The organism is Desulfovibrio sp. TomC (assembly GCF_000801335.2).
GTDB lineage: Bacteria > Desulfobacterota > Desulfovibrionia > Desulfovibrionales > Desulfovibrionaceae > Solidesulfovibrio.
On record NZ_JSEH01000012.1, the window covers coordinates 140,415 to 166,141 of the forward strand.

The following is a 25,727-nucleotide window of genomic DNA, read 5'->3' on the forward strand; positions in this document are numbered from 1 at the left end:
GGAGGTGTGCCCGTGTCCGGCCAAACAACCGTCCTTCATATCAAATTTCTGCGGGAATCCAGCCGCAACAACCCGCCCGCCGTGGCCACCCCCGGCTCGGCCGGACTGGACCTTCGCGCCGACCTCGAAACCGAGTCCCTGACCATCGGCCCGGGCGAACGCGCCCCGGTCCCCACCGGCATCGCCATCGCCGTCCAGACCCCCGGCGTCGCCGGCTTCATCTACTCGCGCTCGGGCCTGGGAGCCAAACACGGCCTCACCGTGGCCCAGGGCGTCGGCGTCATCGACCCCGACTACCGGGGCGAAATCATCGTCTGGCTGCTCAACACCTCCGCCGAACCCCGCACCGTAAGCCGCCACGAACGCATCGCCCAACTCGTCCTGGCCCCCATCGTGCGGCCCATCGTCACCCCCGTCGACGACCTCGACGACACCAGCCGCGGCGAGGGCGGCTTCGGGCATACCGGGAAAGTGTAGGGCAAGAGGAAGAGAAGATGCCTCCGGCGGCCGGGGGGATCATCCCCCCGGACCCCTCAATAGTGGGCTTGGGATTCCGGCTGGGGCGGCTGTCGCAGGGCGACAACCGCCCCAGCCGGAATCCCAAGCCCACAAGGGCCTCGCCCTTCGGGCGAATAAGCATGTTGTCCTGCGGACGAACCAGGGCGTTGCTACGGGGCACCCCACCCCGTTAAAAGTTTTTGGGGAAGGTGGGGGTCTGGGGGAGGAAACCCCTTTTTTCAAAAAGGGGTTTCCTCCCCCAGGATCTCACATTCATTCACCATAAAGGAGAATCGCGATGAGTGAAGCGTTCGACGCGCTGCGGGCGCGGGAGCAGGCATCCGTCATGAGCACCTATGGCCGGTATCCGTTGGCCGTGGCCTCGGCCGACGGCTGCCGTCTGCGCGATCTCGACGGCCGCGAATACATTGATTTGCTGGCCGGCATCGCGGTGTGCAACCTGGGGCATTGCCAGCCCGAGGTGGCCGACGTCATTGCCGCCAAGGCCCGCGAGCTGGTGCATGTGAGCAATGTTTTTTACCAGCGTGAGCAGGTGGAGCTGGCCGAGGCACTCAAGGCCACCTGCCACATGGGCAAGGTCTTTTTTTGCAACTCCGGGGCCGAGGCCAACGAAGGGGCCATCAAGCTGGCCCGGCGTTACATGCGCACGGTCAAAAACCGCGACGCCTATGAGATCGTCACGCTCACCCAGTCGTTTCACGGCCGCACCCTGGCGACGCTGACAGCCACCGGCCAGGACAAGATCAAGTTCGGTTTTGATCCCCTGCCCGAAGGGTTTGTCACCGTGCCGGCCGGCGACATCGGGGCCATGCGCGCGGCTGTGGGCGAATGCACGGCGGCGGTGCTGTTGGAGTGCATCCAGGGCGAAGGGGGCGTGAAGCCGTTTTCCCAGGAATATCTCGACGCCGTGGCTGAGCTGTGCCGCGAGCGCGACGTGCTCTTTATGATCGACGAGGTCCAGACCGGCATGTGCCGCACCGGCAAATTCTGGGCCTTCCAGAACTACGGCCTGACCCCGGATGTCTTTACCTGTTCCAAGGCGTTGGCCAACGGGTTGCCCATGGGCGCGGTGCTGGCCACCGACGCCGTGGCCGCCGGCTTTGTGCCGGGTTCCCATGCCACCACCTTTGGCGGCGGGGCGCTGGTGTCGGCGGCAGCCTCAAAGACCATCGAGATCATGAACCGCGACAAGATTGCCGAACGCGCCGCGCGCCTGGGTGATTTTGCCCAGGCCCTTTTCGGCGAGCTCAAGGACCGGTTTCCGGACAAGATTGCCGACGTGCGCGGCCTGGGGCTGATGCTTGGCATCGAGCTGACCTTCCCCGGCACAGACGTCTGGAAGGCGCTCCTTGCCCGTGGCTTTGTCCTCAACCTGACCCAGGACACGGTGTTGCGGCTGCTGCCGCCGCTCGTCATCGAGCAGGAGGACCTCAAGCGGTTTTCCGAGGCCCTCGGGCAGGTGCTGGCTGCGGTCTGAACGGGCGTACCGTCTGTGCAACAGGGCCGGGGATGCTGCGAGGCGTTCCCGGCCCTGTCATTTTGGCGACGCAGTTGTTGATGATCCGCATCGGAGCACCGAGTCACAATTCCGTCGATACGGGCACGCTTATAGGCAACGTTCCTGCCACGCGGCAAAGACTGTTTCCAGACGCTTCTGTGCCTGAGCACCATGCCCGCATCCTCGCCCAAAGGCTTCATTCACGGCCGTTACAGCAATTCAAGACCTTGTCCCCCTTGAAAAATTCCCCTTTTTTTTCGTCGGAATTTTTCGTATACGAACAATCCCATGGCCCACTTGTGTCTTACCGATGTCAGCGTCCACTTCGGCGGGCTGCAAGCCCTTACGGAAGTGTCTTTCGATCTGCGCCCCGGCGAGATCGTCAGTCTTATTGGCCCCAACGGGGCCGGCAAGACCACGATTTTCAACGTCATCACCGGCGTCTACCGCATTTCCGGCGGATCTGTGGTCTACAACGACCAACCGCTTTCCGGGCTTCGGCCGCATCACATCCTGGCCCGGGGCATTGCCAGAACATTTCAGAATATCAGGCTTTTTACCGCCATGACGGCGCTTGAAAACGTCATGGTGGCCCGGCATTGCCGCAGCCGGGCCGGGGTGCTCGGCTCTGTCCTGCACACCCGGGGGCAGCAGGCCGAAGAACGAGCGGTCCGCGACCGGGCCATGGCCGCCCTGGCCTTTGCCGGACTGGGCGAATTCGCCCATGTCGTGGCCAAGAACCTGCCCTACGGCCTGCAGCGCCGCCTGGAAATCGCCCGGGCCCTTGGCTCCGACCCCAAGACCATTTTGCTCGACGAACCCGCCGCCGGGCTCAATCCGTCGGAAAGCCGGGAACTCATGGCCATGATCCAGCGCATCGCCGCCACCGGCGTCAACGTGCTCCTGGTCGAACACGACATGAGCGTGGTCATGAACGTCAGCCACCGGCTGGTGGTTCTCGACCACGGGGTGTGCATCTGCCAGGGCACCCCGGACGAGGTCCGGTCCAATCCGACCGTGATCGAGGCCTATCTCGGTTCCGAAGTCGACTAGATTCCCGTGCCGCGAAAACGCCCACGCTGGCCGCAACCTCGCGGCGGGAGGGGCGACACCATGAAGACAGGAGGTTTGCGGAACATGAAAGCCAGAAGCATCATCCTTGCCCTCGTCGCCCTGTGCCTGACGGCCGGCACGGCCTCGGCCGCCACCCTCAAAATCGGCAGTTTAAGCCCGCTCACCGGCTCCTACGCCGCCGACGGCAACGACATTGCCAACGGCGCCCGGGCCGCCATCGCCGCCATTGAAAAGGACGGCGGCATCGCCGGCTTCGACAAAATCGAGCTGTTCGCCGAAGACGACGCCTGCGATCCCCGGCAAGCCGTGGCCGCGGCCAACAAGCTGGTCAACGAGAAGGTCGTCGGCGTCATCGGCGCCTATTGCTCCTCGGCCACCATCCCGGCCTCGGAAGCCCTGGCCGAAGCCGACATCCCCATGCTGACCCCGGCCTCCACCTCGGAAAAGGTCACCGAGCGCGGCCTGCCCTACATGTTTCGCGTCTGCGGCCGCGACGACGACCAGTCCATCGCCGCCATGAAGTTCATCAAAGATGTGCTCAAGGCCAAGACCATCTACATCGTCGACGACAAGACCACCTATTCCCAGGGTCTGGCCGACAACGTCGAGAAGCTGGCCGCCAAGGAAGGCGTCAAGGTCATCGCCCATGACCACGTCAACCAGGGCGACAAGGACTTCTCGGCCGTTTTGACCAAGATCAAGGACGCCAAACCCGACGTCCTGTACATGAGCCTGCAGAACTCCGCCTCCGGCGCGCTCATGCTCATCCAGGCCAAGCGCACCGGCGTCGAGGCCGCCATCATCGGCCAGGATGCCGTCTACCATCCCCAGCTCATGGAAATCGCCAAGGACGCGGCCGAAGGCATGTACCTGACCTTTGGCTACATCGACGAGACCACCCCGTCGTACAAGAAGTTCCAGGCCGCCTACGAGAAGTTCGGCAAGCCCGGGGCCTACTCGGCCTACGCCTACGACGCCGCCTATTCCCTGCTTTCCGCCATCAAGGCCGCCAAGAGCACCGATCCGGCCAAGATCAAGGCCGAACTGGTCAAGACCGAGATGCAGGGCGCGTCCAAGAAGATCAAGTTCGAAGCCAACGGCGAGTCCGGCTCCAACTACATCATCCGTGTGGTCAAAGACGGCAAGTTCGCCAACTTCTGGGATCCCCAGACCGGCAAAAAGTACTAAAAACGCATCGTTAAGCACGGGGGGAGGCCGAACCTCCCCCCTTCGGCGGCACCGATCCATGGATTACCTCTTCCAGCAGCTCATAAACGGTCTGACCCTTGGCGGCGTCTATGCCCTGGTGGCCCTTGGCTACACCATGGTCTACGGCATCATCTCCCTTATCAACTTCGCCCATGGCGAGATTTTTGCCGCTGGCGGCTACCTCGGCGTCATTCTGTTAAGCTACATGGCCTCCCAGGGCCTCATGGCCAGCCACCCCTGGTTCGGCCTGGCCTTCGCCCTGATCCTGGCCATGGGCTACTGCGCCATGCTGGCCATGGCCGTGGAAAAGGTGGCCTATAAGCCGCTGCGCTCTTCCTCGCGCCTGTCGGTTCTGCTCTCGGCCCTTGGCATGTCGATCTTTCTGCAAAACGGCCTCATGCTGACCCAGGGCGTCTACGACAAGGCCTATCCCACGGAATTTACCCACGGCGGTTTCGAGTGGCTCGGCGTTCGGGTCAGCTTCATGCAAATCGGCATCCTGGCCGTCACCGGCCTGCTGCTCGTCCTGCTCAACGCCCTGGTCTTCAAGACCCGCATCGGCAAGGCCATGCGGGCCACCTCCCAGGACAAAGTCATGTCCGCCCTGGTCGGCATCCACTCCGACCGGGTGATCAGCACCACCTTTGCCATCGGCGCGGCCCTGGCCGCCGCCGCCGGCATCATGGTCGGCCTGTACTACGGCTCGGTGCGCTACGACATGGGCTTTGTCCCCGGCATCAAAGCCTTTGCCGCCGCCGTCCTTGGCGGCATCGGCAACATCACCGGGGCCATGATCGGCGGCCTCATCATCGGCATGGTGGAGATCTTGGCCGCCGCCTACATCCCCCACGGCGGCGAGTACAAAGACGTCTTCGCCTTCGTCATCCTGATCGGGGTGCTTTATTTCATGCCCACCGGCATCATGGGAGAGAACGTCGATGATACGCGGGTCTAGGAAATCCTGGCAATATTTCGGCCTGGGCCTGGCCTGGTTTTTTCTCCTGCTCTGGCCGCTTATGGGCATCCGCGACGGCCAGTTCCACTTCGCCGAGGCCTTTGGCGTCTGGCTGCGGGCGGCTGTCGGCGCAACCATCTGCTTTGGCCTCTACCGCCTGGGCAAGGCCGGCCGTCTGGACGGGGTGCTCAATCCCCTGGGGGCCGCCCGCGACGCCGTGGGCGGCGCCCTGGCCCGCGCCCCGCGCTGGATGCTGCTCGTGCCCCTGGCCGCCTTTGCCTTGAGCTACCCCATGCTGACCAACCGCTATGCCCAGGACGTGGCCATAAACGTGCTCGTCTACATCTGCCTGGGCCTGGGGCTTAACGTGGTCGTCGGGCTGTGCGGCCTGCTCGATCTGGGCTACATCGCCTTTTACGGCGTCGGGGCCTACACCTACGCCCTGCTCTCCATCCACTACGCCGTGCCCTTCTGGCTGTGCCTGCCCGTCTGCGCCGCCTTCGCCGCCATTGCCGGCTGCCTGATCGGCTATCCGACCCTGCGCATGCGCGGCGACTATCTGGCCATTGTGACCCTGGGCTTTGGCGAGATCGTGCGCATCGTCATCAACAACTGGATGGCGCTGACCGGCGGCCCCAACGGACTTTTAGGCATCAAGTCGCCGGGCATCTATCTGCCGCAGTTGGTCGACGGCTCCTTTTCCTTGGAATATCTGGTCATCCGCAAGCTCGAATACCTCTACTACATCATCCTGGCCCTGGCCGTATTCACCATCATTGCCGTCCACCGCATCAATTTTTCCCGCATCGGCCGGGCCTTCGAGGCCATCCGCGAGGATGAGACCGCGGCTGAACTCATGGGCGTGGACACCTTTCGCTTCAAGCTGTTGGCCTACGCCCTGGGCGCGGTCTTCGGCGGTCTGGCCGGGGCCTTTTTCGCCGCCCGCATGCGCTTTGTCAGCCCCGAGAGCTTCACCTTCATCGAGTCGGCCATGGTGCTGGCCATGGTGGTGCTTGGCGGCATGGGTTCGATTCCCGGGGTGATCCTGGGAGCCCTGGCCCTGGTGGCCTTGCCGGAGATGTTTCGGGGCTTTGAACTGTACCGCATGTTGGCCTTTGGCGGAGCCATGGCCATCATGATGCTGGTGCGCCCGGCCGGCCTGTGGCCGGCGGCGCGGCTTGGCAAACGATCGGACGATACGGAGTAACCTGTGGCCGCGATTTTGGAACTTGAGGGCGTTTGCGCCCATTACGGCCGCATCCAGGCCCTTCGCGACGTGTCGCTTCGCGTCGAGGAAGGCGAAATCGTCACCATCATCGGAGCCAACGGCGCGGGCAAGTCCACCACGCTCATGACCATCTGCGGCATTGTCCGGGCCAGCGCCGGCGACGTGCGCTATCAGGGCGCGTCGATCCTCGACAAACGCGCCGATGAGCTGCCGGCCCTGGGCCTTTGCCAGGTGCCCGAGGGCCGGCGCATCTTTCCCCGCCTGACGGTTCAGGAAAATCTGGACATGGGCGCGTTTCTGCGCCGCGACAACGACGAAATCGCCAACGATCTCGGCATGGTCTTTCGCCTGTTTCCGGTCCTTTTCGAGCGGCGCAAGCAGCACGGCGGCACGCTGTCCGGCGGCGAACAGCAGATGCTGGCCATTGCCCGGGCCTTCATGGGCCGCCCGAAAATGCTGCTCTTGGACGAACCCTCACTCGGCCTTTCGCCCATGATCTCCCAGCACATCTTCCGCATCATCCGCAACGTCAACGAAGAGAGCGGCGTGACCATCCTGCTGGTTGAGCAAAACGCCAACATGGCGCTTAAGCTGGCCGACCGGGCCTACGTCATGGAAACCGGCGCGGTGGTGCTGGAAGACAAGGCCTCGGCCCTGCGGGAAAACGCCGACATCAAGAAGGCCTATCTGGGGCAGTAGCCGGTTCGTCCCGGAGGCCGTCGCCCAGCAGGGCATCGTCCCTGACGGCAAAACGCACGGCAAACGAAAACACGCTGCCCTTCCCGGGTTCGCTTTGCACCCCGATACCCCCGCCCATAAGCGTCACCAGCCGTTGGCTGATGGCCAGTCCCAGGCCTGTGCCGCCAAAACGCCGGGTGGCCGAGGTGTCCACCTGGGTGAAACTCTCGAAAATCCGCGCCTGATCTGCCGCCGCAATCCCGATGCCGGAATCGCGGACGGCAAAAAAGACATCCGTGACCGTGCCCTCGCACCCGGGCAAGACGCTGGGTCGGGCACAGGCCACATCCAGGGTCACCCCGCCCGTCTCGGTAAATTTCAGCCCATTGCCCACCAGATTGAGCAGCACCTGGCGCAGCTTGTCGCCGTCGCCGACCAACAGCCTGGGCACCTCGGCCTCGACCTGGGCGACGAGCGTCAACCCCTTGTTTGTGGCCAGCGGCTCCAGGGTGGCGGTCACCCCCTGGATGATGGAGGACAGGACAAACGGTTCGTTGACCAGGTCCATCCGCCCGGCCTCGATCTTGGCCAGATCGAGAAGATCATTGACCAGGGCCAGCAAGGCGGCTGCGGCACTTTGCAGGTCGTCGAGGCACTGCTGCTGGTCGGACTCCAGAGGCGTGGTCCCAAGCAGCTGGGCCATGCCCATGATGCCGTTTAAGGGCGTTCGCAATTCGTGGCTGACATTGGCCAGAAAGTCGCTCTTGGCCTGGCTGGCCGCTTCGGCAGCTTCCCTGGCCCGGATGAGTTCCGTGGCGTCGCGGGCGAAAAGGGCTGCCCGTCCCGGCGTTCCCGGGGCAGCCGGCAGCGGGGCGATGATGATGTCGAAAAGGATGCCGCTTCGTTCGTCAGTAAACCGGACCGGCCGGTCGAGGAGCAAGGCCCGGGTCAGATGGGCCAGACGCGACCGGGCGAGGTCCGGTGGGAAAATCGCGTCGAAGGTCAGCCCGGTGATCGCCTCCCGGGCCACATCCAGCCCCTGGGCCGCAGCCATATTGGCGGCCAGGATGCGCCCGGCGGCGTCGACCAGGAACACCCGGTCCGAGGTGGCGTCGAGCAGGGCCGTGACTGTGGCCGCATTCTCCTTTGCTGCGGCCTCGGCGGCCTTGCGGTCGCTGATGTCGGAGATCACGCTGATGTAATGCAGCGGCGCTCCGGCGGCATCGCGCAGAAGCGACACGGTCAGGCTGACCCAGACCAGGGACCCGTCCTGGCGCACGTAGCGCTTGTCCATGGCAAAGGTATCGATGGCCCCGGACAGCAGACGCGCGACCTGCTCCAGGTCCTCGTCGAGATCCTCAGGATGGGTGATGGCGGCAAAGGTCTGCGCTTGCAAGGCCTCGGCCGTATAGCCGGTTATTTCCAAAAAGCGGTTGTTGGCGCGCAGAAATTGCCCATCGAGGCCCACATGGGCGATGCCCACGGCGGCCAGTTCGAAGGTGTCGCGAAACCGCCGGTCCGATTCCCCCAGGGCCGCGCGGGCCGCGGCATTCTCCTGGGCGGCGCGGACGGCCCGGCGCAGCAGCATGAGGGCAAACAGGCCCAGAGCCAGTGTGCCCAGGCCAATGACGCCGGCAGCCAACCGGGCATGGTGGTCCTGGCTGGCCAAACGCTCTTGCACGATGGTTCGGACCTTGGCCTGGGCCTGTTCCAGACAGTCCCGGAGATCGGCCCGGGCTGTCCGGGAGTCCTGACCCTGCAAAAGGGCCTGGGCCTGGGCAAGCCCTCCCCGGTCGGCAGCCAGGGCTATGGCCCGGTTCTCAATATCAAGGACACGCTGCAACGGTCCGTCAATGCAGGCGAAGTCGTAGAATTCCTGGGTTTTCGGAGCCGACCGGCGCAGGGTTTCGACGCAGGCTGCAATCTTTGCAGCCTGCTCCCGGGAGGCGGCGACGGCCTGCGTCTCCCCGGCGGCGGCCAAAAGAGCCATGGCATGCAGCTCGCCTGCGGCCGCACGGAGCTCACCCACCACCCCTTCGATGACGAAGGGAAAGATGGCCGTGTTGTGCTCGGCGGCCAGTTCCATCCAACCCAGCCCAAAAGCCAGGACCAGTCCGAGGCCAAGCAGGGCCAGGACGGAACGTGTCGGAAAATGACGGGGTTGGGGACGGCGGCTTGGCATGGCGTTGTCTGGTCTTGCGGTTGTCGCTTCAGTTCAGACGCCGAACAAGCCGTCAGGAGAGCAGTGGCGTACCCTCTACCGAATGGCCCGGCAAAGCGCAAGCCGGCCGGGCTAGACGGATTTGTCCACAATGGCGGTGGCGGCAAAGGCCCGCAGCTTGGCCGACAGGCGCAGCCACTGGTCGTCGGGCAGGGCATAGACCACTTTGCCGGAATCCAGGTCGCGGATCTGGGCCTGGATGGTCTGGGTGGCCTCGTCGATTTTAAGCAGAACCCGGTGCTCGGGAAAGGGCGGCTCGACCGTCTGGGCCGGCGTCTCTTCCGTCTTGGGCGGCGGGCTAGGCCGGGGAGTGGGCGCGGCAACAGTCTGGACCTGCGCCGGGGAGGGCGCGGCGGCCTGGACCTGGGCGGCCAGAGGGGAGGCGACGTCGTTTGCGCTCATGGTGGGCTGCCGGCGGCAGGGACGATCCGCGCGGTCCTCCGTATCTTCTCTATCGGACTGGGGTTGCCCCGACTTTAGTCTCCCAGGCGCGCTGGCGCAACCGTTGGCAACGGGGCGCGAAACCGCTCCCTGGCCCCGTCCCAGATGGTCAACAGGACCGAGGCGATGATCAGCCCGGCACCAAGATAGCCCACGAAGCTGAACCGCTCGCCAAACATGGTATAGGCCAAAAGGGCCGCCATCACCGGCTCAAACGTGGCCGTCACCGCCGCCCGGGTGGCCTCCAGGCGCTTTAAGCCGGCATAATAGAGCGAATAGGCCCCGTAGGTGGAACACAGGGCCAAAATAAGACACGGGACCGCCCCGGCCAGGGTCGGCGTGGTGAACGTGGTAAAAGGCAGCAGGGCCAGCGACCCGACCGGCAGGGCATAGAGAAACAGCGTCGGCGTTTTGTAACGGCCCAGGTAGTATTTCCCGAAGATATAATAGAGGGCGTAGGTGACGCCCGAGAGCAGGCCAAAGACAATGGCCCGGCCGTCGACCATGGCCCCGCCGTCGCCAGGGCCAAGGCTCACCCCGGCCACGCCGATGATGGTGGCCGCCACCGCCGCCACCTTGAACCCGCCCATCCGCTCCTTGAGAAAAAGCCAGGACATGAGCGCCACCCAGGCCGGGGCGGTATAGAGCAGCACCGAGGCCAGGGCCGCGCCGCCGGCCGCAACCGCCACCACGTAGGCCCCAAACAGCCCGGCGATGCCGGCCACGCCGAAACCGGCCACAGCCGGCAGGTCGCGCCGGTCGATATGCGTCTCCCGGTTCACCACGGCCTGGGCGGCAAAGAGCACCCAGGCCAGGGTGGTGCGCCAGAAGGCCACTTCCACCGTGTCCATGCCGGCGGCAAACGACAGCTTGGACAGCGGCCCGATAAGCCCCCACAGGGCGGCGGCGGCAAGAACATAGAGATAACCCGACATGCTTCCCCCGGAATCTGCGCGGACAGCGAGGCTTGCAGCTACCAGAAAGGACGCTGCCGCGAAAGGAAAAACCCCCTCTCCGGGTAGGTGATTTTCGTCGATTTGTTGATTGTTTCGGCCTCCCGTACTATGCCTGGATGGCTACGCCCGTATCCGGGGCAAAAGGAGCGAACCATGCTTTCGCGCAAGCTTTTTTGCATCGCCGATCCCACGCACGCCGATTTCGGCTGGGCCGCCGAGAGCCGTTTCCTGCATATTCGCAAATACGACGCCTGCGGCAACACCACCAGCAACTGGACCTTTCCCGTGGCCGACACCGCCATGGGCGAGATGACCTGCGCCATTTGCGGCAACCCGGCCTACATGGCCCTGCCGCCCACGGCCGCCGGCACGGCCTCGGTGGTCAGCTGCGATTTCCTCGGCCACTGCCAGTCCGGCCCGGCCGACGCCAATCTGGCCCGCTTGGACGCCCTGTGCGCCAAACTGGCCGACATCCCCTTTCCGGTGGAGCGCGCCCGCATCGCCACGGCCGTGGCCGCCCTGATCCGGGCCACCGCCGATGATCCGGCCGCCACGGCCATCCTCGAACGCCACAACATCAAAGCCACTTACGCCGCCGGCTGATCCGGCCGGCTACACCCTTTCGGGCCACGCGCCCGGCCTTGATAAGGAGGACTGCATGACCAAGACGGATATGACCGCATTTGACCAGGCCCTGGCCGTTGGCCGCCCGCCCAACATCAAAACCATTTTCCCCAATTCCCGGGCGCTGATCGTCAGCGGCAAGGCCATTGACCGGGCCATGCTCAAGAAGGGCAAGGCCATGACCATCGCCGCCAACTCCCGCAGCAACGCCGTGCTGCGCGGGGCGCTCATTGCCGCCCAGAAGGCCGATGCAGCCATCATCGTCGAGATCGCCCGGTCCGAATCCAACTACTGCAACGTCACCATGTGGAACATCGCCCGGCAGGCCGACCAGGCCATGAACGAACTGGGCATCACCGTGCCGGTGGCCATCCACGCCGACCACTACGGCATCAAAAAGACTTCCGAGATCGCCGAAGCCCAGGCCGAAATCCCCACTCTGTTCGAGGCCGGCATCACCTCCATCGCCATCGACGCCTCCCACCTGCCTGACGAGGAAAACCTGCTGGCCAACATCGCCCTGGCCCCGTTCGTTCCGGGCTGGGCCGGCTACGAAACGGAAGTTGGCGAAATAAAAGGCAAATCCGGCCTTTCTACACCGGACGAGGCCCTGTTTCTCATTCGGGGGCTCAATGCCAACGGCATCCACCCGGACTGGATTGCCCTCAATAACGGCACCACCCACGGTATCGAAGCCTCGGCCACGGGCATCCAGGTCGAGCTGACCGCCGAGATCCACAAGGCCCTTCTCCCCTATGGCATTTCCGGCGCCCAGCACGGCACCTCGGGCAATTCCTCGGAAAAGCTCAAGGAAATCGCTTCCTTGACCCGCACCACCAAGGCCAACGTGGCCACGGCGCTGCAGATGATCGCCTGGGGCGTGGCCGTCAACGACTACGGCAACGCCATCATGGACGCGGCCGGGGCGTTTATCAAACAGCCCGGCAAGGGCCTCGACGAGGCCCTGTGGGCCGAGATGGTGGGCTACGCCGACGGCAAGGCCATTAAGGCCGGCGATTACAAGAAGCTCAACTGCGTTTTTGAAAACAAGATCCTGGCCCAGCCCAAGGACGTGCGCGACCGCATGGCCGGGGCCGTGGCCGAGTTCGTGACCTGGCTTTTGACCGACGTCTTCAATGCCGCCGGCACCGCCTCCCTTGGCATCGAAGCCTTGCTGGCCGCCGGCTCCTATGATCTCGGCCCCAAGGCCAAACGCATCGAAAACCCGGCCGAATGGACCCGGGAAGAGATTCTTGCCCGGGCCAAGACCCTGTCCCGCGACAAAGGCCCTGAGGGCGATTTCGACGACTAGCGCTGCGTGCCATAATTCGTGAAGGGGGGAGAGGCCTCCGGCGGCCGGGGGCCTCAGGCCCCCGGACCCCCCAACTGGGTAAAGCGGACGGCGTTGCCGTGACGGTGGACGGAAGCGGAAAGAAATCGCGTCGGCCGGGCAACGCCGCCGTCACCGTGTCTGCGTTTGACAGGAACCATTGTTGCTTCGGCGCCCGGAAGGGGTGGACTCTTTCCCGGCTGGTGTCCGGCGCTCGATCGGAGGTCGCTTTTGTGCCGTCCCGGCTTCCGGGACGCAGCATCCTGCCTCGCCACACCCTGCCCGCCGCCCACGCGGCCGAGGAGCGCCCATGGTCATGTCGCTTGTCTCGCCGGCCTTTGCCCACAACGACCTCATTCCCTCCCGCCACACCTGCGACGGAGCCGACCTGTCGCCGCCGTTGGTTTTTGCCGGAGCGCCGGACGGCACGGCCAGCCTCATGCTGGTGTGCGACAATCCCGACGCCGTGTCCGGGGTCTGGGACCATTTCCTGATCTTCAACCTCTCGCCGGCCACCCCGGGCCTGCCTGAGGGGCTGCCGGCCCTGGACGCCTATCCCGACGGCAGCGTCTCCGGCAAAAACAGTTGGGGCCGGCCCGGCTACGGCGGTCCCTGCGCGCCGTCCGGCGTCCACCGCTACGTGTTCACCCTCTACGCCCTGGACACGAAGCTGCCGCTCCCCCCCGGAGCCGGCAAAGGGGACGTCCTGCGGGCGGCCAAGGGGCACATCCTGGCCTCGGCCACGCTCATCGGGCGCTACGGGCGGGGGTGAGCCGACAGGCCGTCGCTGCGGCCCTGATCGCGGCCATACGACTCCGGTCAGGCCAATCGCCGGTCCCGATCGCTGCGGCCCTCTGCCGTCGGCATCCCCTCCCTCGGGGTCGCCCCGCCACTCCCGTCTCGACGGCGGCGGCCCTTGATGCTAGGGGTTGCCGATGCTTTGCGGAATCGACGTCGGCGGCACCCACACGGACGCGGTCCTCATCGGGCCGCACGGCGTTGTGGCGTGCGCCAAATTGCCCACCAACCATGATGATCTGCTGGCCTCCATCCGCGAGGCCTTGGCCAGCATTGTGGCCGTGGCCGGCCCGACGGCCATCAGCCGCCTGACGCTGTCCACCACGCTCACCACCAACGCCATCATCGAAGGCACGGCCGATCCGGTCGGCGTCCTGGTCTCCGGCGGACCGGGCATCGATCCCGAGGCCTACCGCATGGGCGGGCATTACCACGTCCTTGACGGAGCCATCGACCACCGGGGCCGCCAGACCGGGGCCATTGACCTGGCCGCCGCCCGGCCGGTCATCGACGCCTGGGCCGCGGCCGGGGTCCGCGCCTTTGCCGCGGTCACCAAATTTTCCACCCGCTGCCCGGACCAGGAACTGGCGCTCAAGGCGCTCCTTGCCGACCGGTCCGACTGCGTGTCGCTTGGCCACGAATTTTCCGGCCGCCTGGGCTTTGGCCGGCGCATCGCCACGGCCTGCTTAAACAGCGCCGTGTGGCGGGTCTACAACCGCTTTTGCGACGCCGTGGAACAGTCGGTGGCCGAGCTTGGCATGACCGCCGCCCTCAATGTGCTCAAGGCCGACGGCGGCACCATGCCCCTGTCCGTCTCCCGCACCCTGCCGGTCCAGTCCATCCTGTCCGGCCCGGCCGCCTCGGTCATGGGCATCATTGCCGTGTGCGACATTGCCGAGGATTCCATCATTTTGGACATCGGCGGCACCACCACCGACATCGCCGTCTTTGCCGCCGGCGCGCCGCTCATTGAAAACGAGGGCATTGCCATTGCCGGCCGCTCCACCCTGGTCCGGGCGCTGCGCACCCGGTCCATCGGCGTTGGCGGCGACTCGGCCATAAGCGTCAGCCGCCAGGCCGTGGAAGTCGGTCCCCGGCGTCTGGGGCCGCCCATGGCCCTGGGCGGGCCGGTCCCGACCCTGGTTGATGCGCTCAATATTCAAAATGTCATCGCCGTGGGCGACCCCCGGGCCTCCTACCAGGGCATCCTGGCCGTGGCCGCAGCCAACGGGTTTGAGCCGGAGGAAGTGGCCGAGGCCGCCATCCTCAACGCCGTCAACCAGATCCGCTCGGAAGTGGCGGCTTTTGTACGGGAAATTAACGACCGGCCGGTCTATACGATTTTCGAACTGCTGGAAGGCCGGCAGGTGCGCCCGACGCGCGTCTACGTCATGGGCGGCCCGGCCCTGGCCCTGTCCGCCCTGCTGCAGGACGCCTTTTCCGAGGAAGTGGTGGTCCCGGAAAGCTTTGCCGTGGCCAACGCCATTGGCGCGGCCCTGGCCCGCCCGACCTTTTCCGTGGAGCTTTTTGCCGATACCGCCAGCGGCCGGCTCACCATCCCGTCGCTTGGCATCACCCGGCAGGTGGCCGACAACTACAGTCCGGCCGCTGCCGAAGGCGAGGCCGCCACCTGCCTGCGCGACTACCTCGCCTCCATCGGGGCCGAGGTCGAGGACGCGCCCATTGAGACGGTGGAGCTGTCCTCGTTTCCCATGGTCGAGGGCCAATGCCTTGTCGGACACAATATCCGGGTGGCCTGCCAGGTGCGCCCCGGGGTGTCGGCGGCCTACAAACAGGCGGTGTCCAAATCATGTTGAAAGCCCGCCAGCCGCTTGGCATCGTCTTCTTCCCGGCCTACGACTGGGCCATTTCCCCGACACACCCCGAGCGCCAGGAACGCCTGCTTTACACCCAGGACCAGTTGCGCGAGGAAGGGGTGTTCGACATCGGCGGCATCACCGAGCTCAAGCCCGATCTGGCCACGGCCGAGGATGTGCTGCGCGCCCATTTCTGTTTCCCCGACGTGGCCTCGGTCACCACCACCTCCCACCTCATTTCCGCCGGCGGGGCCATCCGGGCCGCCCGCACGGTCCTGGAGAAAGAGGCCAAGCGGGCCTTTGCCCTGGTGCGCCCGCCCGGACACCACGCCATGAAGGTGGTCCACGGGGCGCGCGGGTTTTGCAACATCAACATCGAAGCGGTCATGATCGAATGGCTGCGCGACCACTATGGGCCGCTTCGGGTGGCCATCGTGGACACCGACTGCCACCACGGCGACGGCACCCAGGACGTCTACTGGAACGATCCGGACACGCTGTTTATTTCCCTGCACCAGGACGGCCGCACGCTCTATCCCGGCACCGGCTTTCCGCTCGAACTCGGCGGCCCCAAGGCCCTTGGCGCAACGGTCAACATCCCCCTGCCGCCCGGCACCTCGGACGAGGGCTTCCTCTTTGCCATGCGCGAAGTGGTCATGCCGCTCATTGAGGATTTCAAACCCGATCTCATCATCAATTCCGCCGGCCAGGACAACCACTTCTCCGATCCCATCACGGACATGGCCTTCTCGGCCCAGGGCTATGCCCAGCTGACCGAGCTGCTCGGGGCGGACATCGCCGTGCTGGAAGGCGGCTACGCCATCCAGGGAGCGCTGCCCTACGTCAATCTGGGGCTGGTGCTGTCCATGGCCGGGCTGGACTACAGCCACGTGCGCGAACCCGGGTTCGATGCGGCGGCCGTGCGCCAAAGTGCGCAGGTGACGGAGTATATCGAGGACGTGTGCCGCGACATCTTGAAAGAAGTGCGCCACCCCCGGGGACCGGGCAAAGGCGATGTGGTGGCCGGCTGGTTCACCCGGCGAAAGACGCTGTATTACGACACCGACGCCATCACCGAGTACCAGACCGAGGCGGTGCGGCTTTGCGACCACTGCCGGGGCGTGGTCAAGTATGAGACGGAATCCACCCGAAATCCCCTGTGCCTGGGCGTGGAAGCGCCGGTCGGGGCCTGCCCGGCCTGTGTGGAAGAAGCCTACCGCATTTACGAAGCCGGCCAGATCAAGGGCGAATACCGCCACCTCCAGCTCATCGACCGGGTGGGGAAGATCACCAGCACCTATACGGGGTGACGTTTCGACGGGAGACGGTCAGGCCACTTTGGGCCGCAGGCGCGCAACGGCAATTTCCGCGCTCCGCCACAACGGATCTAACCGCCGAAGTAGCGCACCACGGCGTCACGGGTGGCCTTGGAGATGACCTTCAAGCGCACGAACACGTCGGGGTGTTCCTGGAAAACGCCGGCCAGGAACATGAAGCGGGGGTCGTCGAGCTTGTTGCCGCCCTTTTCGGAAAATTGCAGGGCGTTTAGGACCGTGGCCTCGAAATCGTAGCCGCCCTGCTTGAGGATGCTGGCGTAGAGCATACACTGCCGGTCGCGCAGCTCTTCCAGGGGCAGCTCTTCGGGCAGCTTCTCCCTGGCTTCCGCCACCTGCTTGAAAAACATAAAGACGTTTTGTTTGTTAAAAGGCAGGCTGCGCCCCGCTTCGGCCGCCTCGGCCGGCAGGGACAGCAGCAGACACCAGACGAAAAGCGCCAGGACGGCAGCCAGACGACGCGTCACTGGGCGGCCTTGGCTTCACCGCAGGGACCATAGAGCGGCTGGTAGAAATAGCTCAGCGTGCCGGCATCCGTGGCCGGCGAATAATTCATGCGGATCAATACGTTGCCCACGGGCCAGCCCACGTCGTAGCCGTTTCCTTCCAGATCAATGGGCTTGGAATACTTGGCGACAAGAAAATTCTTGATGCTCTCGTGGTTCTTCTTGCCCTTGTAGTCCACCATAACCGCCGCGAACTTGTCCTGGCAAAAGCCATAGACCACGCCGGAAAGAAAGGCGTCGCCGATACGGTAGACCACGCCCTGGGCCGTGGCATAGGCGGCCTGTCCGTCGCGCTCGGCCACGCTCAGGTCCGGGATGGCGGCCATGCCCGTGCCCCATTTGATGCCGTTGAAGGCATTGGGTTCCTTGATGACCCGGCCCGGGGCCTCCACGGTCTCGCCTGGGGCGGACTCGTGGCGCTCGGGCGCTTTTTCAGGATTTTTTTTGGCGGCGGCGTGCTTGGCCGGGGGGGTGTGCTTGGCTGCGGCTGGTTGGGCGCCAAGGACAAGACAACAGACAACGATGAGGAAAACGAGGTTTTTCATGCGAGGGTGGGATCGGCCCTAGGCCGACGCGCGAAGAATCATGCCGCGCAGGGTGACGGCCATGATGTCGCTTTGGGTGCTGCGGCCGCTTTCCAGAAAGCCGGCCAATTCAGCCCGCCGGCGGTCGCCGGACAAGGACATGTATTCGTAAATCATATCGTTTATGGCCGTGCCGGTCAGCGGGGCCAGGGCGATAGTTGGCGCGCTCATGGCGTTACGCTCCATTTTTTCTTGCTGTAGCGCCCCGCCCCGGGAAAGGCAAGGGGCAGGCCGGCGGTCAGGCGGCAAACAAGGCGGCCATGGCCGAAAGACCCTCGTCAAGCAGGGCCTCGAACTCCGCGGGATCGGCCTCGGCCAGATTGAAAACGGCCAGGGTCTTGGGGTCGAGCAAGGGGAGGCCGGCGGTCGGCACGGCCCGCACCCCCAGGGCGTTGGCCATGAAATCGGCCACATGGACGGCAGCGGCCACCACGCTGTCCGGGGCAAGCGACGGGTTGTGATGCCCGGCCACACCCTCGATCAGGGACTGTGGCAACAGCCACTTGCCGCAGATCCGCCCGCCCAGAGCGGCATGGTCAAAATCGAATTCCAGGCGTTCGGCTCCGGCCAGGGAAATGCCGGTGTCAACGGCCCGGGCCAGGGCAGCCCCGGCCAGATCCGGCTCGGCCACGGCCAGCACCAGCCGGCCCATGTCATGGAGCAGGCCGGCCACAAAAAACCGTTCGCTGCCAACTGCGTCGCGCCTGCGGGCCACGGCCCGGGACAACAGACCGACCGCCACGGCATGCCGCCAGAAATCCGGCAGGGACAGCAAATCCGGACGCGGCGGTTTGTCAAACAGCCGGGTCAGCACGGCCCCGGCCGCCAGATTGACGATCTCGGTCAGCCCGATCAGGCCCACGGCCCGGCTCACCGTCTCCACCCGGCCGGCCGGAGTGAACAGCGGACTGTTGGCCAGACGCAGCACATAGGCCGCCAGACTGGGGTCCAGGGATACCACCGAGGCCACCTCGGCCACGGTGCTCATGGGATTTTCTGCGGCCCGGCGAAGGGCCAGATAGGCCTCGGGCAGGGGTGGCGGATTGATGTCGGCCAGGGAACGGCGAGCGCCCTTGCCCACAGATGGCATCGGCTGCGGCCTGGGAGCGACGACCGGCAACCGCTCGCGGCGCGGCCGGCCCAGTTCGAGCAACCGGGCGATGAAACCGGATTGATCGCCAGGCGTGGATGGGGTGCTGTCGAGGGTCATGCCGCACACTCCCGGAGACGTCTTTCCCTGTTCCCCTACCGGAATCGCACCATCGCGGCAAGCCGGCCAGACGTCGATTTTACCCAGTATTTCTTGACTTTCCGACCTTGCCCGACCATACATTGGAGATACTCTTCCCCGTCAGGAATCAGCATGTTCAAACGCCGGGTCGGTGAACTGGCCAAAAGGCCCCATATCGTGCCTGCGGACGCCACCGTGACCCAGGCCGCTGATCTTATGGTGACGGCCGATGTCAGCTGTCTGGCGGCCGTGACCGGGGCCAGGGTCTTGGGGTTTCTCACCGAACGCGAACTGGTGCGCCACCTCGACGTCGATCTCGATCCGTCCACCCCCATCCGCGAAATCCTGTCCCGGACCGGCGTCGGCATCGCCAAGGACCTGGGCGTGGACGAAGCCATCAAGCGAATGCTGGAACGCCGGGAGCGCCACCTGCCTGTTGTGGATATTGGCGGCTCCCTGGTCGGGCTGGTTACGGACAAAGAACTGGTGGACGCCCTGGCCGTGGATTTCATGGTGGAAAGCGTGGATTGCCGGGCGATTATGCGGGCTGACCCCATCTGCCTTGGGCCTGGGGATTCCGTGCGCGCCGCCCTTGGCCAGATGCGCCAGAAAAACGCCGGCTGCGTGCTGGTGACCGACGCCGGCAAGGCCGCCGGTATTTTCACCGAACGCGACGCCCTGCGCGCCATCATGGGCCGTCCCGAACGGCTGCTTGACCCTCTTTCGGCCCACATGAGCGGCCCGGTGGTCTGCGTGCCGGTGGACGCCATGGTCTACAAGGTCATTTTGTACATGCGGCAAAAAAGGGTGCGCCGTCTGGCCGTCACCGAAGCCGACGGCCGTCTGGCCGGCCTGATCACCCAGAAAGACATCCTGCTCTACGCCCGCCGTATGGGCTGACAAGCCGCTTTTCCAGGAGGTCCTGTATGCTCTCTTCCGGACTGCTGCGCTTGGCCGTTGCCCTTGCCTGCTTGTTCTCCCTGGCCGGGCCAGGGCTGGCCGCCGACATTGAGACCTTTGCCCAGGCCCGCGACCGGCTGCTGGCCCAGGATGCCCGTCTGGCCCGGGACAACGCCGCCCTGACCGGGGACGAAACCCTCCGCACCGGCGAGGTGGTCCTCAACCTGGACGCCCGTCCGGTCCGCCTGGGCCAGGGTCCCGGCTGGCTCTTCGGCATTGTTATGGCCAACGGCGACAAGCGGGTGGCCTTCGTCGCCCAGGATGGGACCACACGGTTCGCCCCGACCAACGCCCTGCCCTCCGGCCTGTCCCCGCTCCCCGCCCTTGGGACGACAGCCGACGTCGCCCCTGTGGACAGCCTTGAAGCGGCCAAAGCGGCCCTGACCAACCGGCTGCTGGGCCATTCCCTGCAAGGCCGGCGGGTCTACGCAGCCACGACGAAGGTTGCCGACACGGCGAGCCTCGCATTGTGGCGCACCACCGTGACGCTGTCCGGCGGACCAGGTTGGCTCTTTTTCATCGACGACGCACCCGCCGCCAACTGGGAGCACCCCTGCCGCTTTGCCCTGGTGGCCGAAAGCGGCGAAATCCAGGTGGCAAGCGCCCGCACGCCGCCCAAGGATATGGCCGGGTTCACGGAACTGACGGTCTGGCCGCCGGCCGGCGCACCCGCCTCGCAGCCGGCCGCCGAGGCCAGGATTGCCGCGCCGACCGCAGACGCCGCCACCGACGCCGGGCACCGCTACGCCGTCATTCTCTCCGGCGGCTACAACCAGCCCAACAATCACATCCGCTACTGGAACGATTGCGCCTATTTCTTCAATACGCTCAAGGCCAACGGATTCTTGCAGGAAAACATTTTCGTGCTCTTTGCCGACGGCACAGATCCAGCCGTTGACAACTTCCTGGGTGAAAACTCCAACACGGATTTCAACAACGACGGCACTCCGGATATCGGCTACAGCGCCACCAAGGCCAACATCGCCACGGTGTTTAATACCTTGGCCGGCAAGCTTGGCAGCGAAGATATCCTCTATATCTTCACCACGGACCACGGCGGGGCCGGCGAGGGTAATACCCCACCGTACGATACAACTGACGTGGTGCTTTATCTGTGGGGGGAAAGCATCACCAATACGGAATTCGCCGCCGAGGTGAACAAGGTGACCACCAAGGCTACGGTGGCCATTTTCGAGCAATGCTTTTCCGGCGGCATGATCGAACCGCTCAAGGCCCCCAACCGGGTGCTCATGTCCGCCGCCCGGTTCTGGGAATTGTCCTACGCCATGGGGCCGGACTACACCGTCGATGAATTTGCCTATTACGCCACCCAGGCCCTGGCCGACACGGCCAAGGGCGACAGCAATGCCGACGGCATCGTGACCATGGAGGAAGCCTTCCTCTATGCCCTGGGCAAGGACAGCGTCCAAAGCGAAGACCTATCCGACGACGGGAGCGGGCCAGCCAACAACGGCGAGCACCCATCCTACTTCAGCAATCCCTGGAATCTCGGCCGCCAGCTGGCCCTGGGCGGCAGCTTCCCGGCGGCCAAAGCCCCGACCTCCGGCGGCTATAGCCAGTACCAGACGGGCGATACCTTCCCCATCGGTGCCACGGACCAGGGCTGGAATGGTACGGACCAGTCCTGGCCCCTGACCCTGCCGTTTGCCTTTCCGCTGGGGGGGCAGCGCTACACCACGGCCCATGTGTCCAGCCATGGCATCGTGTCGTTCGCAAGCCCGGTGAACAGCGGCTACAATACCGTCGATGGCCTGGCCGCATGCGTGGCCGTCGCCCCCCTGTGGGACCGCCTGACCACAGCCGGTGCCGGCAACGACATCGCGGTTGCCGCCAGCGCGTCCAGCGTGACCATCGCCTGGAAGGCCGCCACCGTCACCGACGCCCGGCCGGTCAATGTGGCCGTGCGCCTGTATCCCTCCGGGGCCATGCGCTTTTACTATGGCTCCGGCAACCAGCACACGACCCTGGTTGCGCAGCGCGACAAGACCATCGGCGTCTCGGCCGGCAGCGCGTCCACCCGGCTCCTTGGCCTGCGAAACGGCCTGCCGGACCTCGGCAACGCCAGCGCCCTGCTCATCCAGCCGGCAACGCTGCCGCCGCCGACAGTCGGACGGCCCTGGCAGTCGTTGCTGCTCAATTAAGCCTGTCCCAACGAACGCGGCCCCGCAGGCATTGCCTGCGGGGCCGCGTTCATCAAAAAATCTCCAAAAAAATTCACGGTGATCCTTCACCGGGAGCTACGTCTGCATCCACCACAACCCAGGTGGGATGCCAAAGAGGTCGCCCCTTTGGCCGTCGAAACCTCCGTGATTCCCGCCAAACGCCCCCTGCAGTTCTCCCGGTCCATAGCCGACCGGATTGCCGGTCAAGGCCAAGAACCCCTGGCCAAACTTCTCCCATTGCAGGGGTCCGGGGGGATCATCCCCCCGGCCGCCGGAGGCTCTCTTCTTCCCCTCTCCACCCCTCCGCGCCTCCGCGCCTCAGGCCCGAAGTCTGGCCCGCCAGGTATCGACGATCTCTTTTTCGCGCCGGGCCGGTTCGCTGTCCGGGTTGGTCTGGCAGGCCTTGGCCGCAGCCTCGGCCGCCTGCTGCATCCAGCCGCCTTCGCGCAGGCTGCGCGAGGCCATGACGTGCATCGACTCGGGCGCAGCGCCGTAAATGCCGCGAATGAGTTCCCGGTAGCCCTGGCCGAAGACGTCGCGCACCAGCTCGTTGCGCTTAAACAGAAACCGGGCCAGCCAGTGGTTCTCGCCCTGATCCGACAAGTACATGGGAAAAAGCTTGCGGCACTCGCCAAAAAGAAAACGGATGCGCCGGATTTCCCGCTGCATGCTCTCGGTGGTCTGCATGAGCAGCTGGAACAGCTCGCGGCTGATGATGAGGTCCTGTTCGGGCAGCTCGCGCTCCTGCATGGAGCGAAACCAGGGGGCGTAGTTCTGCTGTTGGTAGGCGTCTTCCTTGAGCTTCATGGATTCGTGGAAGATGTAGCCGATGCACCAGTCCAGGAATTGCCCCACCGGGCTTGAGGCCCCGCCCTCGCGGAAAAGATGGTGGGCCGTGTCTTTCAGACGCCACAGCAGGCCCTTGTTCATCTCCTCGCCCAGCAGATCGCGCAACTCCTCAAAGACCATCTTGCCCGACCGGTCGAACTCCTGAAACAACCGTTCCAGGGTCTCGACCGACAGGCAATAGTCCCGCAGGAGATCGCGGCAGAACTCGTCGTGCTTTTCCTCAAACCAGGTGTTGGACATGCCGCCTACCCCCGTCCGGCCTGGGGGCAGAGACTGCTCATCATGGGCGTCAGCCGGGCCAGCCGGGCCAGCCGCTCGTCCACCTGGGCGTAGAGGCTGCCGGGCGGGAAGGTCCCGTCCGCGCCCCGGACGCCGGCCGGGATGCCGGTCAAAATCTCCATGGCCTCTTCGATGGTGGTCACCGGATGGATGTGGAACTGTCCGGCCGCCACCGCCGCCATGACCTCGTCGTCGAGCATCAGATTGACCACGTTGTCCGCCGGCAAAAGCACGCCCTGGTCGCCGGTCAGGCCGCGACGGCGGCAGACCGCGAAAAAGCCCCGGATTTTCTCGTTGAGCCCGCCGACGGCCAGGATGGCCCCGGACTGGGACACCGCGCCGGTCATGGCGTAGCGCAGCTTGAGCGGCTGCTCGGCCAGGGCCGAAAGCAGGGCGGCCAGCTCGGCCCCGGAGGCCGAATCGCCTTCCACGGCGGCATAATTCTGCTCAAAGCACAGCGACCCGGTCATGACCAGGGGCTTGTCCTGGGCAAAGCGACCAATCAGGTAGCTCTTTAAAATCATCATGCCCTTGGTATGGATGGGGCCGCCGAGTTCGGCCTCGCGCTCGAGGTCGAGGATGCCGCCGTGGCCGACGCCCACGGTGCAGGCGATCTGGTGCGGCAGGCCAAAGGCATAGTCGCCAAACATGCGCACCGACAGCCCGTTGGCCCGGCCCACGGCCTCGCCGGTGGTGGCCACCTTGATCATTTCCCGGTCGTATTCCTCAAGGTATTCCTCCTCGAAGAGATTGACCCGGAAGGCCCGGGCTTTCCGGGCCAGGACCAGATGGGCGGCGGTCACGCACTCGGCCCCGTCGCGCCGGGCCAGGGCATCGGACTCGATCATAAGCTCGCGGGTGAGCGGAATTTTGAGCGACAGCCGGCTCTGGTCCTCGGCCGCCACCGAGGCATACTCCACCAGCCCGGCCAAGGCGGTGCGGTCAAAGGGCAACAGCCCGGCGTCGCGGATGGCCCGGGCGGCCAGACTCAGGTAGACGGCCACATTGTCCGGGGTGCGCGGCATGGTCTCCTGAAGATGGGCCTTGAGCTTAAACAGCTTGCCGAAGCGCTCGTCGTTGTACAGGAGCAGCTCATAGGCCTCGTCCGGCCCGACCAGCACCACCTTGAGGTCAAGGGGAATCGGCTCGGGCTCGATGGTGCGGGTGCGCACATGTTCGCCGCCCTCGGCCGGGTCTTCCACCCGGGCCGAGCCGGAACGCAAGGCCCGCAGCAGGCTCTCCCAGGCTCCGGGATTGGCCGACAGATCATCCACCCGGATGATCAGAAAGCCGCCGTTGGCCCGGTGCAGGGAGCCGGACTTGATGAGGGTGAAATCGGTATAGAGCGCGCCCATTTCCGATTCGCGCTCGATGCAGCCCATGAGATTGAAATAGGTCGGATGGTCCTCGACGATGACCGGCGCGCCCGAGAGCTGGCCGTTGTCCACGAACAGGTTGGCTTCGTAGTGGAAAAACACGTCGTCGGGAAAGGACGGTTCGCCGTGGGGCGAGGGCGGCGGCGTCGGGACGGTCTGGGGCATGAAGGCATCGAGGTTGTCGAGAATGTCCGCCCGCATGGCGGTCAGATACTGCTCAATGGCCGGGTAGGTGGCGCGAAGCTCGGCAAACTGGGCCAGATGGGCGTCGCAGACCTCGCCGGCGGCGTCGCGTTCCAGATCTTTTTCCCGGTCGCGGTAGCCGCGCTCTTCCTTGGACAGACGGCGCAGGGCCGAACCCATCTCTTCGAGCAGCCGGTCGCCCTTGGCCTTGAGGGTTTTTTTGAGATCCGGGTCGAGGCGTTCGAATTCCTCGTCGTTGACCACCTTGCCCTCAAGGAGCGGATAGAGGGTAAAAGCGCCCTGGTCATCGACAAACAGGCTGTAGCCCTCGCCCTTGGCCCGCTCTTCCATCTCGTCGAGCATGGTTTCGCGGTCGGCGTTGTAGCCGCGCATGAGGCTCTGCTTCTGGGCCAGATAGGCTTCGCGCTCGAACCGGGCCGGGATCTCCTCGCGCATATCGGCCACGGCCTTGGCCAGGGCGGTCTTGAAACCGCGGCCCTGGCCGGCCGGCAGGGAGATGGCCCGGGGCCGGTCGGGATCGTCGAAATTATGGACATAGAGCCAGTCCGGCGGCGTGGCCCCGGCCTTGGCCGCCGGATCAAGGAAGCAGCGGGCAAAATGGGTACGGCCCATGTACGGCTCGCCGGCCAGGTAGACGTTGTACTCACGGCCGCTGATGGACAAGGCCAGGGACAGGGCGGCATGGGCCCTGGGCTGGGTCCGGGACAGGGCGGCCGGGTCTTCGGGAATCTCCCGGCTGTCGGCAAAGGGCAGGGAGGCTGGATCGCAGCAAGCGCGCAGGTCCTTGGGGGTCAGGTGTCTGATCATGGATTCCGTCTGGGGAAGGGCGTTAGGGGGATTGCGCCGCACAAACCGGCGTAACGCTTTGGATAC

General features: G+C 65.2%; 23 protein-coding genes. 14 read left to right on the forward strand and 9 right to left on the reverse strand.

The window, feature by feature from the left end; translation table 11 throughout:
* Positions 1 to 12: 12 nt before the first annotated feature.
* The 7 genes from dut to NY78_RS13230 all read left to right on the forward strand — a co-directional run bounded on the left by dut (position 13) and on the right by NY78_RS13230 (position 7,182).
* Positions 13 to 477, forward strand: coding sequence for a dUTP diphosphatase (gene dut, locus NY78_RS13200; protein WP_043636736.1), 465 nt, complete (start codon positions 13 to 15; stop codon positions 475 to 477).
* Positions 478 to 796: 319 nt separating this feature from the next.
* Positions 797 to 1,996 (forward strand): aspartate aminotransferase family protein, encoded by a 1,200-nt coding sequence (locus NY78_RS13205; protein WP_043636739.1) that lies wholly within the window; start codon positions 797 to 799, stop codon positions 1,994 to 1,996.
* A 309-nt stretch (positions 1,997 to 2,305) separates the two neighbouring features.
* Positions 2,306 to 3,070, forward strand: coding sequence for an ABC transporter ATP-binding protein (locus NY78_RS13210; RefSeq protein WP_043636741.1), 765 nt, complete (start codon positions 2,306 to 2,308; stop codon positions 3,068 to 3,070).
* Between the two features lie 84 nt (positions 3,071 to 3,154).
* Positions 3,155 to 4,279 carry a branched-chain amino acid ABC transporter substrate-binding protein gene (locus NY78_RS13215; protein WP_043636747.1) on the forward strand — a complete coding sequence of 375 codons (1,125 nt, stop codon included), beginning with the start codon at positions 3,155 to 3,157 and terminating at the stop codon, positions 4,277 to 4,279.
* A 58-nt stretch (positions 4,280 to 4,337) separates the two neighbouring features.
* Positions 4,338 to 5,255, forward strand: a complete 918-nt coding sequence (locus NY78_RS13220; protein ID WP_043636754.1) for a branched-chain amino acid ABC transporter permease — start codon at positions 4,338 to 4,340, stop codon at positions 5,253 to 5,255.
* Positions 5,239 to 6,462 (forward strand): ABC transporter permease subunit, encoded by a 1,224-nt coding sequence (locus NY78_RS13225; protein WP_043636757.1) that lies wholly within the window; start codon positions 5,239 to 5,241, stop codon positions 6,460 to 6,462. The genes NY78_RS13220 and NY78_RS13225 overlap by 17 nt, the downstream gene beginning before the upstream one ends.
* A 3-nt stretch (positions 6,463 to 6,465) precedes the next feature.
* Positions 6,466 to 7,182, forward strand: a complete 717-nt coding sequence (locus NY78_RS13230; protein WP_043636762.1) for an ABC transporter ATP-binding protein — start codon at positions 6,466 to 6,468, stop codon at positions 7,180 to 7,182.
* On the opposite strand, the gene NY78_RS13235 is transcribed toward NY78_RS13230, so the two are convergent.
* The 3 genes from NY78_RS13235 to NY78_RS13245 all read right to left on the reverse strand — a co-directional run bounded on the left by NY78_RS13235 (position 7,157) and on the right by NY78_RS13245 (position 10,758).
* Positions 7,157 to 9,343, reverse strand: a complete 2,187-nt coding sequence (locus NY78_RS13235) for a PAS domain-containing protein (RefSeq protein WP_043636763.1) — start codon at positions 9,341 to 9,343, stop codon at positions 7,157 to 7,159. The two genes, NY78_RS13230 and NY78_RS13235, sit on opposite strands and share 26 nt — an antisense overlap.
* Positions 9,344 to 9,454: 111 nt before the next feature.
* Positions 9,455 to 9,784, reverse strand: a complete 330-nt coding sequence (locus NY78_RS13240) for a hypothetical protein (RefSeq protein WP_043636767.1) — start codon at positions 9,782 to 9,784, stop codon at positions 9,455 to 9,457.
* 74 nt (positions 9,785 to 9,858) lie between these two features.
* A complete protein-coding gene (locus tag NY78_RS13245) occupies positions 9,859 to 10,758 on the reverse strand; it encodes a DMT family transporter (protein ID WP_043636770.1) in 900 nt (299 codons plus the stop codon).
* A gap of 174 nt (positions 10,759 to 10,932) precedes the next feature.
* On the opposite strand from NY78_RS13245, the gene NY78_RS13250 reads away from it, so the two are divergent.
* The 5 genes from NY78_RS13250 to NY78_RS13270 all read left to right on the forward strand — a co-directional run bounded on the left by NY78_RS13250 (position 10,933) and on the right by NY78_RS13270 (position 16,658).
* Positions 10,933 to 11,382: a hypothetical protein gene (locus tag NY78_RS13250; protein WP_043636773.1), complete on the forward strand. Its 450-nt coding sequence runs from the start codon at positions 10,933 to 10,935 to the stop codon at positions 11,380 to 11,382.
* Between the two features lie 55 nt (positions 11,383 to 11,437).
* Positions 11,438 to 12,715 carry a class II fructose-bisphosphate aldolase gene (locus NY78_RS13255; RefSeq protein WP_043636776.1) on the forward strand — a complete coding sequence of 426 codons (1,278 nt, stop codon included), beginning with the start codon at positions 11,438 to 11,440 and terminating at the stop codon, positions 12,713 to 12,715.
* A gap of 328 nt (positions 12,716 to 13,043) precedes the next feature.
* A complete protein-coding gene (locus NY78_RS13260) occupies positions 13,044 to 13,505 on the forward strand; it encodes a YbhB/YbcL family Raf kinase inhibitor-like protein (protein ID WP_043636779.1) in 462 nt (153 codons plus the stop codon).
* A 163-nt stretch (positions 13,506 to 13,668) separates the two neighbouring features.
* Positions 13,669 to 15,348: a hydantoinase/oxoprolinase family protein gene (locus NY78_RS13265; RefSeq protein WP_043636781.1), complete on the forward strand. Its 1,680-nt coding sequence runs from the start codon at positions 13,669 to 13,671 to the stop codon at positions 15,346 to 15,348.
* Entirely contained in the window at positions 15,342 to 16,658 is a 1,317-nt protein-coding gene (locus NY78_RS13270; protein WP_043636784.1) for a histone deacetylase family protein, read from the forward strand. The genes NY78_RS13265 and NY78_RS13270 overlap by 7 nt, the downstream gene beginning before the upstream one ends.
* Before the next feature lie 77 nt (positions 16,659 to 16,735).
* Here the strand turns inward: NY78_RS13270 and NY78_RS13275 are convergent, their stop codons facing one another.
* The 4 genes from NY78_RS13275 to NY78_RS13290 all read right to left on the reverse strand — a co-directional run bounded on the left by NY78_RS13275 (position 16,736) and on the right by NY78_RS13290 (position 18,982).
* Positions 16,736 to 17,149, reverse strand: coding sequence for a hypothetical protein (locus NY78_RS13275; protein WP_047960181.1), 414 nt, complete (start codon positions 17,147 to 17,149; stop codon positions 16,736 to 16,738).
* On the reverse strand, positions 17,146 to 17,733 hold the full coding sequence (locus tag NY78_RS13280; RefSeq protein ID WP_043636787.1) for a hypothetical protein: 588 nt from the start codon (positions 17,731 to 17,733) through the stop codon (positions 17,146 to 17,148). The genes NY78_RS13275 and NY78_RS13280 overlap by 4 nt, the downstream gene beginning before the upstream one ends.
* Before the next feature lie 18 nt (positions 17,734 to 17,751).
* Positions 17,752 to 17,943 carry a hypothetical protein gene (locus NY78_RS13285; RefSeq protein WP_043636790.1) on the reverse strand — a complete coding sequence of 64 codons (192 nt, stop codon included), beginning with the start codon at positions 17,941 to 17,943 and terminating at the stop codon, positions 17,752 to 17,754.
* Positions 17,944 to 18,010: 67 nt separating this feature from the next.
* Complete coding sequence (locus tag NY78_RS13290) at positions 18,011 to 18,982, reverse strand: HDOD domain-containing protein (protein WP_047960182.1); 972 nt, start codon at positions 18,980 to 18,982, stop codon at positions 18,011 to 18,013.
* A gap of 153 nt (positions 18,983 to 19,135) precedes the next feature.
* On the opposite strand from NY78_RS13290, the gene NY78_RS13295 reads away from it, so the two are divergent.
* Together NY78_RS13295 and NY78_RS13300 are read left to right on the forward strand one after the other, a co-directional pair.
* Positions 19,136 to 19,903 (forward strand): CBS domain-containing protein, encoded by a 768-nt coding sequence (locus NY78_RS13295; protein WP_043636793.1) that lies wholly within the window; start codon positions 19,136 to 19,138, stop codon positions 19,901 to 19,903.
* A gap of 26 nt (positions 19,904 to 19,929) precedes the next feature.
* A complete protein-coding gene (locus tag NY78_RS13300; RefSeq protein WP_043636796.1) occupies positions 19,930 to 22,125 on the forward strand; it encodes a C13 family peptidase in 2,196 nt (731 codons plus the stop codon).
* A 339-nt stretch (positions 22,126 to 22,464) separates the two neighbouring features.
* Here NY78_RS13300 and NY78_RS13305 read toward each other — a convergent pair whose 3' ends face one another.
* A complete protein-coding gene (locus tag NY78_RS13305; protein ID WP_043636799.1) occupies positions 22,465 to 23,235 on the reverse strand; it encodes a hypothetical protein in 771 nt (256 codons plus the stop codon).
* Between the two features lie 5 nt (positions 23,236 to 23,240).
* On the reverse strand, positions 23,241 to 25,661 hold the full coding sequence (locus NY78_RS13310; protein ID WP_043636801.1) for a Lon protease family protein: 2,421 nt from the start codon (positions 25,659 to 25,661) through the stop codon (positions 23,241 to 23,243).
* Between the last annotated feature and the right edge of the window lie 66 nt (positions 25,662 to 25,727).

Bases quoted from the DNA above. Each gene is read 5' to 3' on its own strand.
- NY78_RS13225 (WP_043636757.1), top strand. From the start codon at position 5,239: ATGATACGCGGGTCTAGGAAATCCTGGCAATATTTCGGCCTGGGCCTG.
- NY78_RS13270 (WP_043636784.1), top strand. From the start codon at position 15,342: ATGTTGAAAGCCCGCCAGCCGCTTGGCATCGTCTTCTTCCCGGCCTAC.
- NY78_RS13295 (WP_043636793.1), top strand. From the start codon at position 19,136: ATGTTCAAACGCCGGGTCGGTGAACTGGCCAAAAGGCCCCATATCGTG.
- NY78_RS13310 (WP_043636801.1), bottom strand. From the start codon at position 25,661: ATGATCAGACACCTGACCCCCAAGGACCTGCGCGCTTGCTGCGATCCA.
- NY78_RS13215 (WP_043636747.1), top strand. From the start codon at position 3,155: ATGAAAGCCAGAAGCATCATCCTTGCCCTCGTCGCCCTGTGCCTGACG.
- NY78_RS13245 (WP_043636770.1), bottom strand. From the start codon at position 10,758: ATGTCGGGTTATCTCTATGTTCTTGCCGCCGCCGCCCTGTGGGGGCTT.
- NY78_RS13220 (WP_043636754.1), top strand. From the start codon at position 4,338: ATGGATTACCTCTTCCAGCAGCTCATAAACGGTCTGACCCTTGGCGGC.
- NY78_RS13285 (WP_043636790.1), bottom strand. From the start codon at position 17,943: ATGAGCGCGCCAACTATCGCCCTGGCCCCGCTGACCGGCACGGCCATA.
- NY78_RS13265 (WP_043636781.1), top strand. From the start codon at position 13,669: ATGCTTTGCGGAATCGACGTCGGCGGCACCCACACGGACGCGGTCCTC.
- NY78_RS13235 (WP_043636763.1), bottom strand. From the start codon at position 9,343: ATGCCAAGCCGCCGTCCCCAACCCCGTCATTTTCCGACACGTTCCGTC.
- NY78_RS13280 (WP_043636787.1), bottom strand. From the start codon at position 17,733: ATGAAAAACCTCGTTTTCCTCATCGTTGTCTGTTGTCTTGTCCTTGGC.
- NY78_RS13210 (WP_043636741.1), top strand. From the start codon at position 2,306: ATGGCCCACTTGTGTCTTACCGATGTCAGCGTCCACTTCGGCGGGCTG.
- NY78_RS13250 (WP_043636773.1), top strand. From the start codon at position 10,933: ATGCTTTCGCGCAAGCTTTTTTGCATCGCCGATCCCACGCACGCCGAT.
- NY78_RS13300 (WP_043636796.1), top strand. From the start codon at position 19,930: ATGCTCTCTTCCGGACTGCTGCGCTTGGCCGTTGCCCTTGCCTGCTTG.
- NY78_RS13240 (WP_043636767.1), bottom strand. From the start codon at position 9,784: ATGAGCGCAAACGACGTCGCCTCCCCTCTGGCCGCCCAGGTCCAGGCC.
- NY78_RS13290 (WP_047960182.1), bottom strand. From the start codon at position 18,982: ATGACCCTCGACAGCACCCCATCCACGCCTGGCGATCAATCCGGTTTC.
- NY78_RS13205 (WP_043636739.1), top strand. From the start codon at position 797: ATGAGTGAAGCGTTCGACGCGCTGCGGGCGCGGGAGCAGGCATCCGTC.
- NY78_RS13305 (WP_043636799.1), bottom strand. From the start codon at position 23,235: ATGTCCAACACCTGGTTTGAGGAAAAGCACGACGAGTTCTGCCGCGAT.
- NY78_RS13260 (WP_043636779.1), top strand. From the start codon at position 13,044: ATGGTCATGTCGCTTGTCTCGCCGGCCTTTGCCCACAACGACCTCATT.
- NY78_RS13255 (WP_043636776.1), top strand. From the start codon at position 11,438: ATGACCAAGACGGATATGACCGCATTTGACCAGGCCCTGGCCGTTGGC.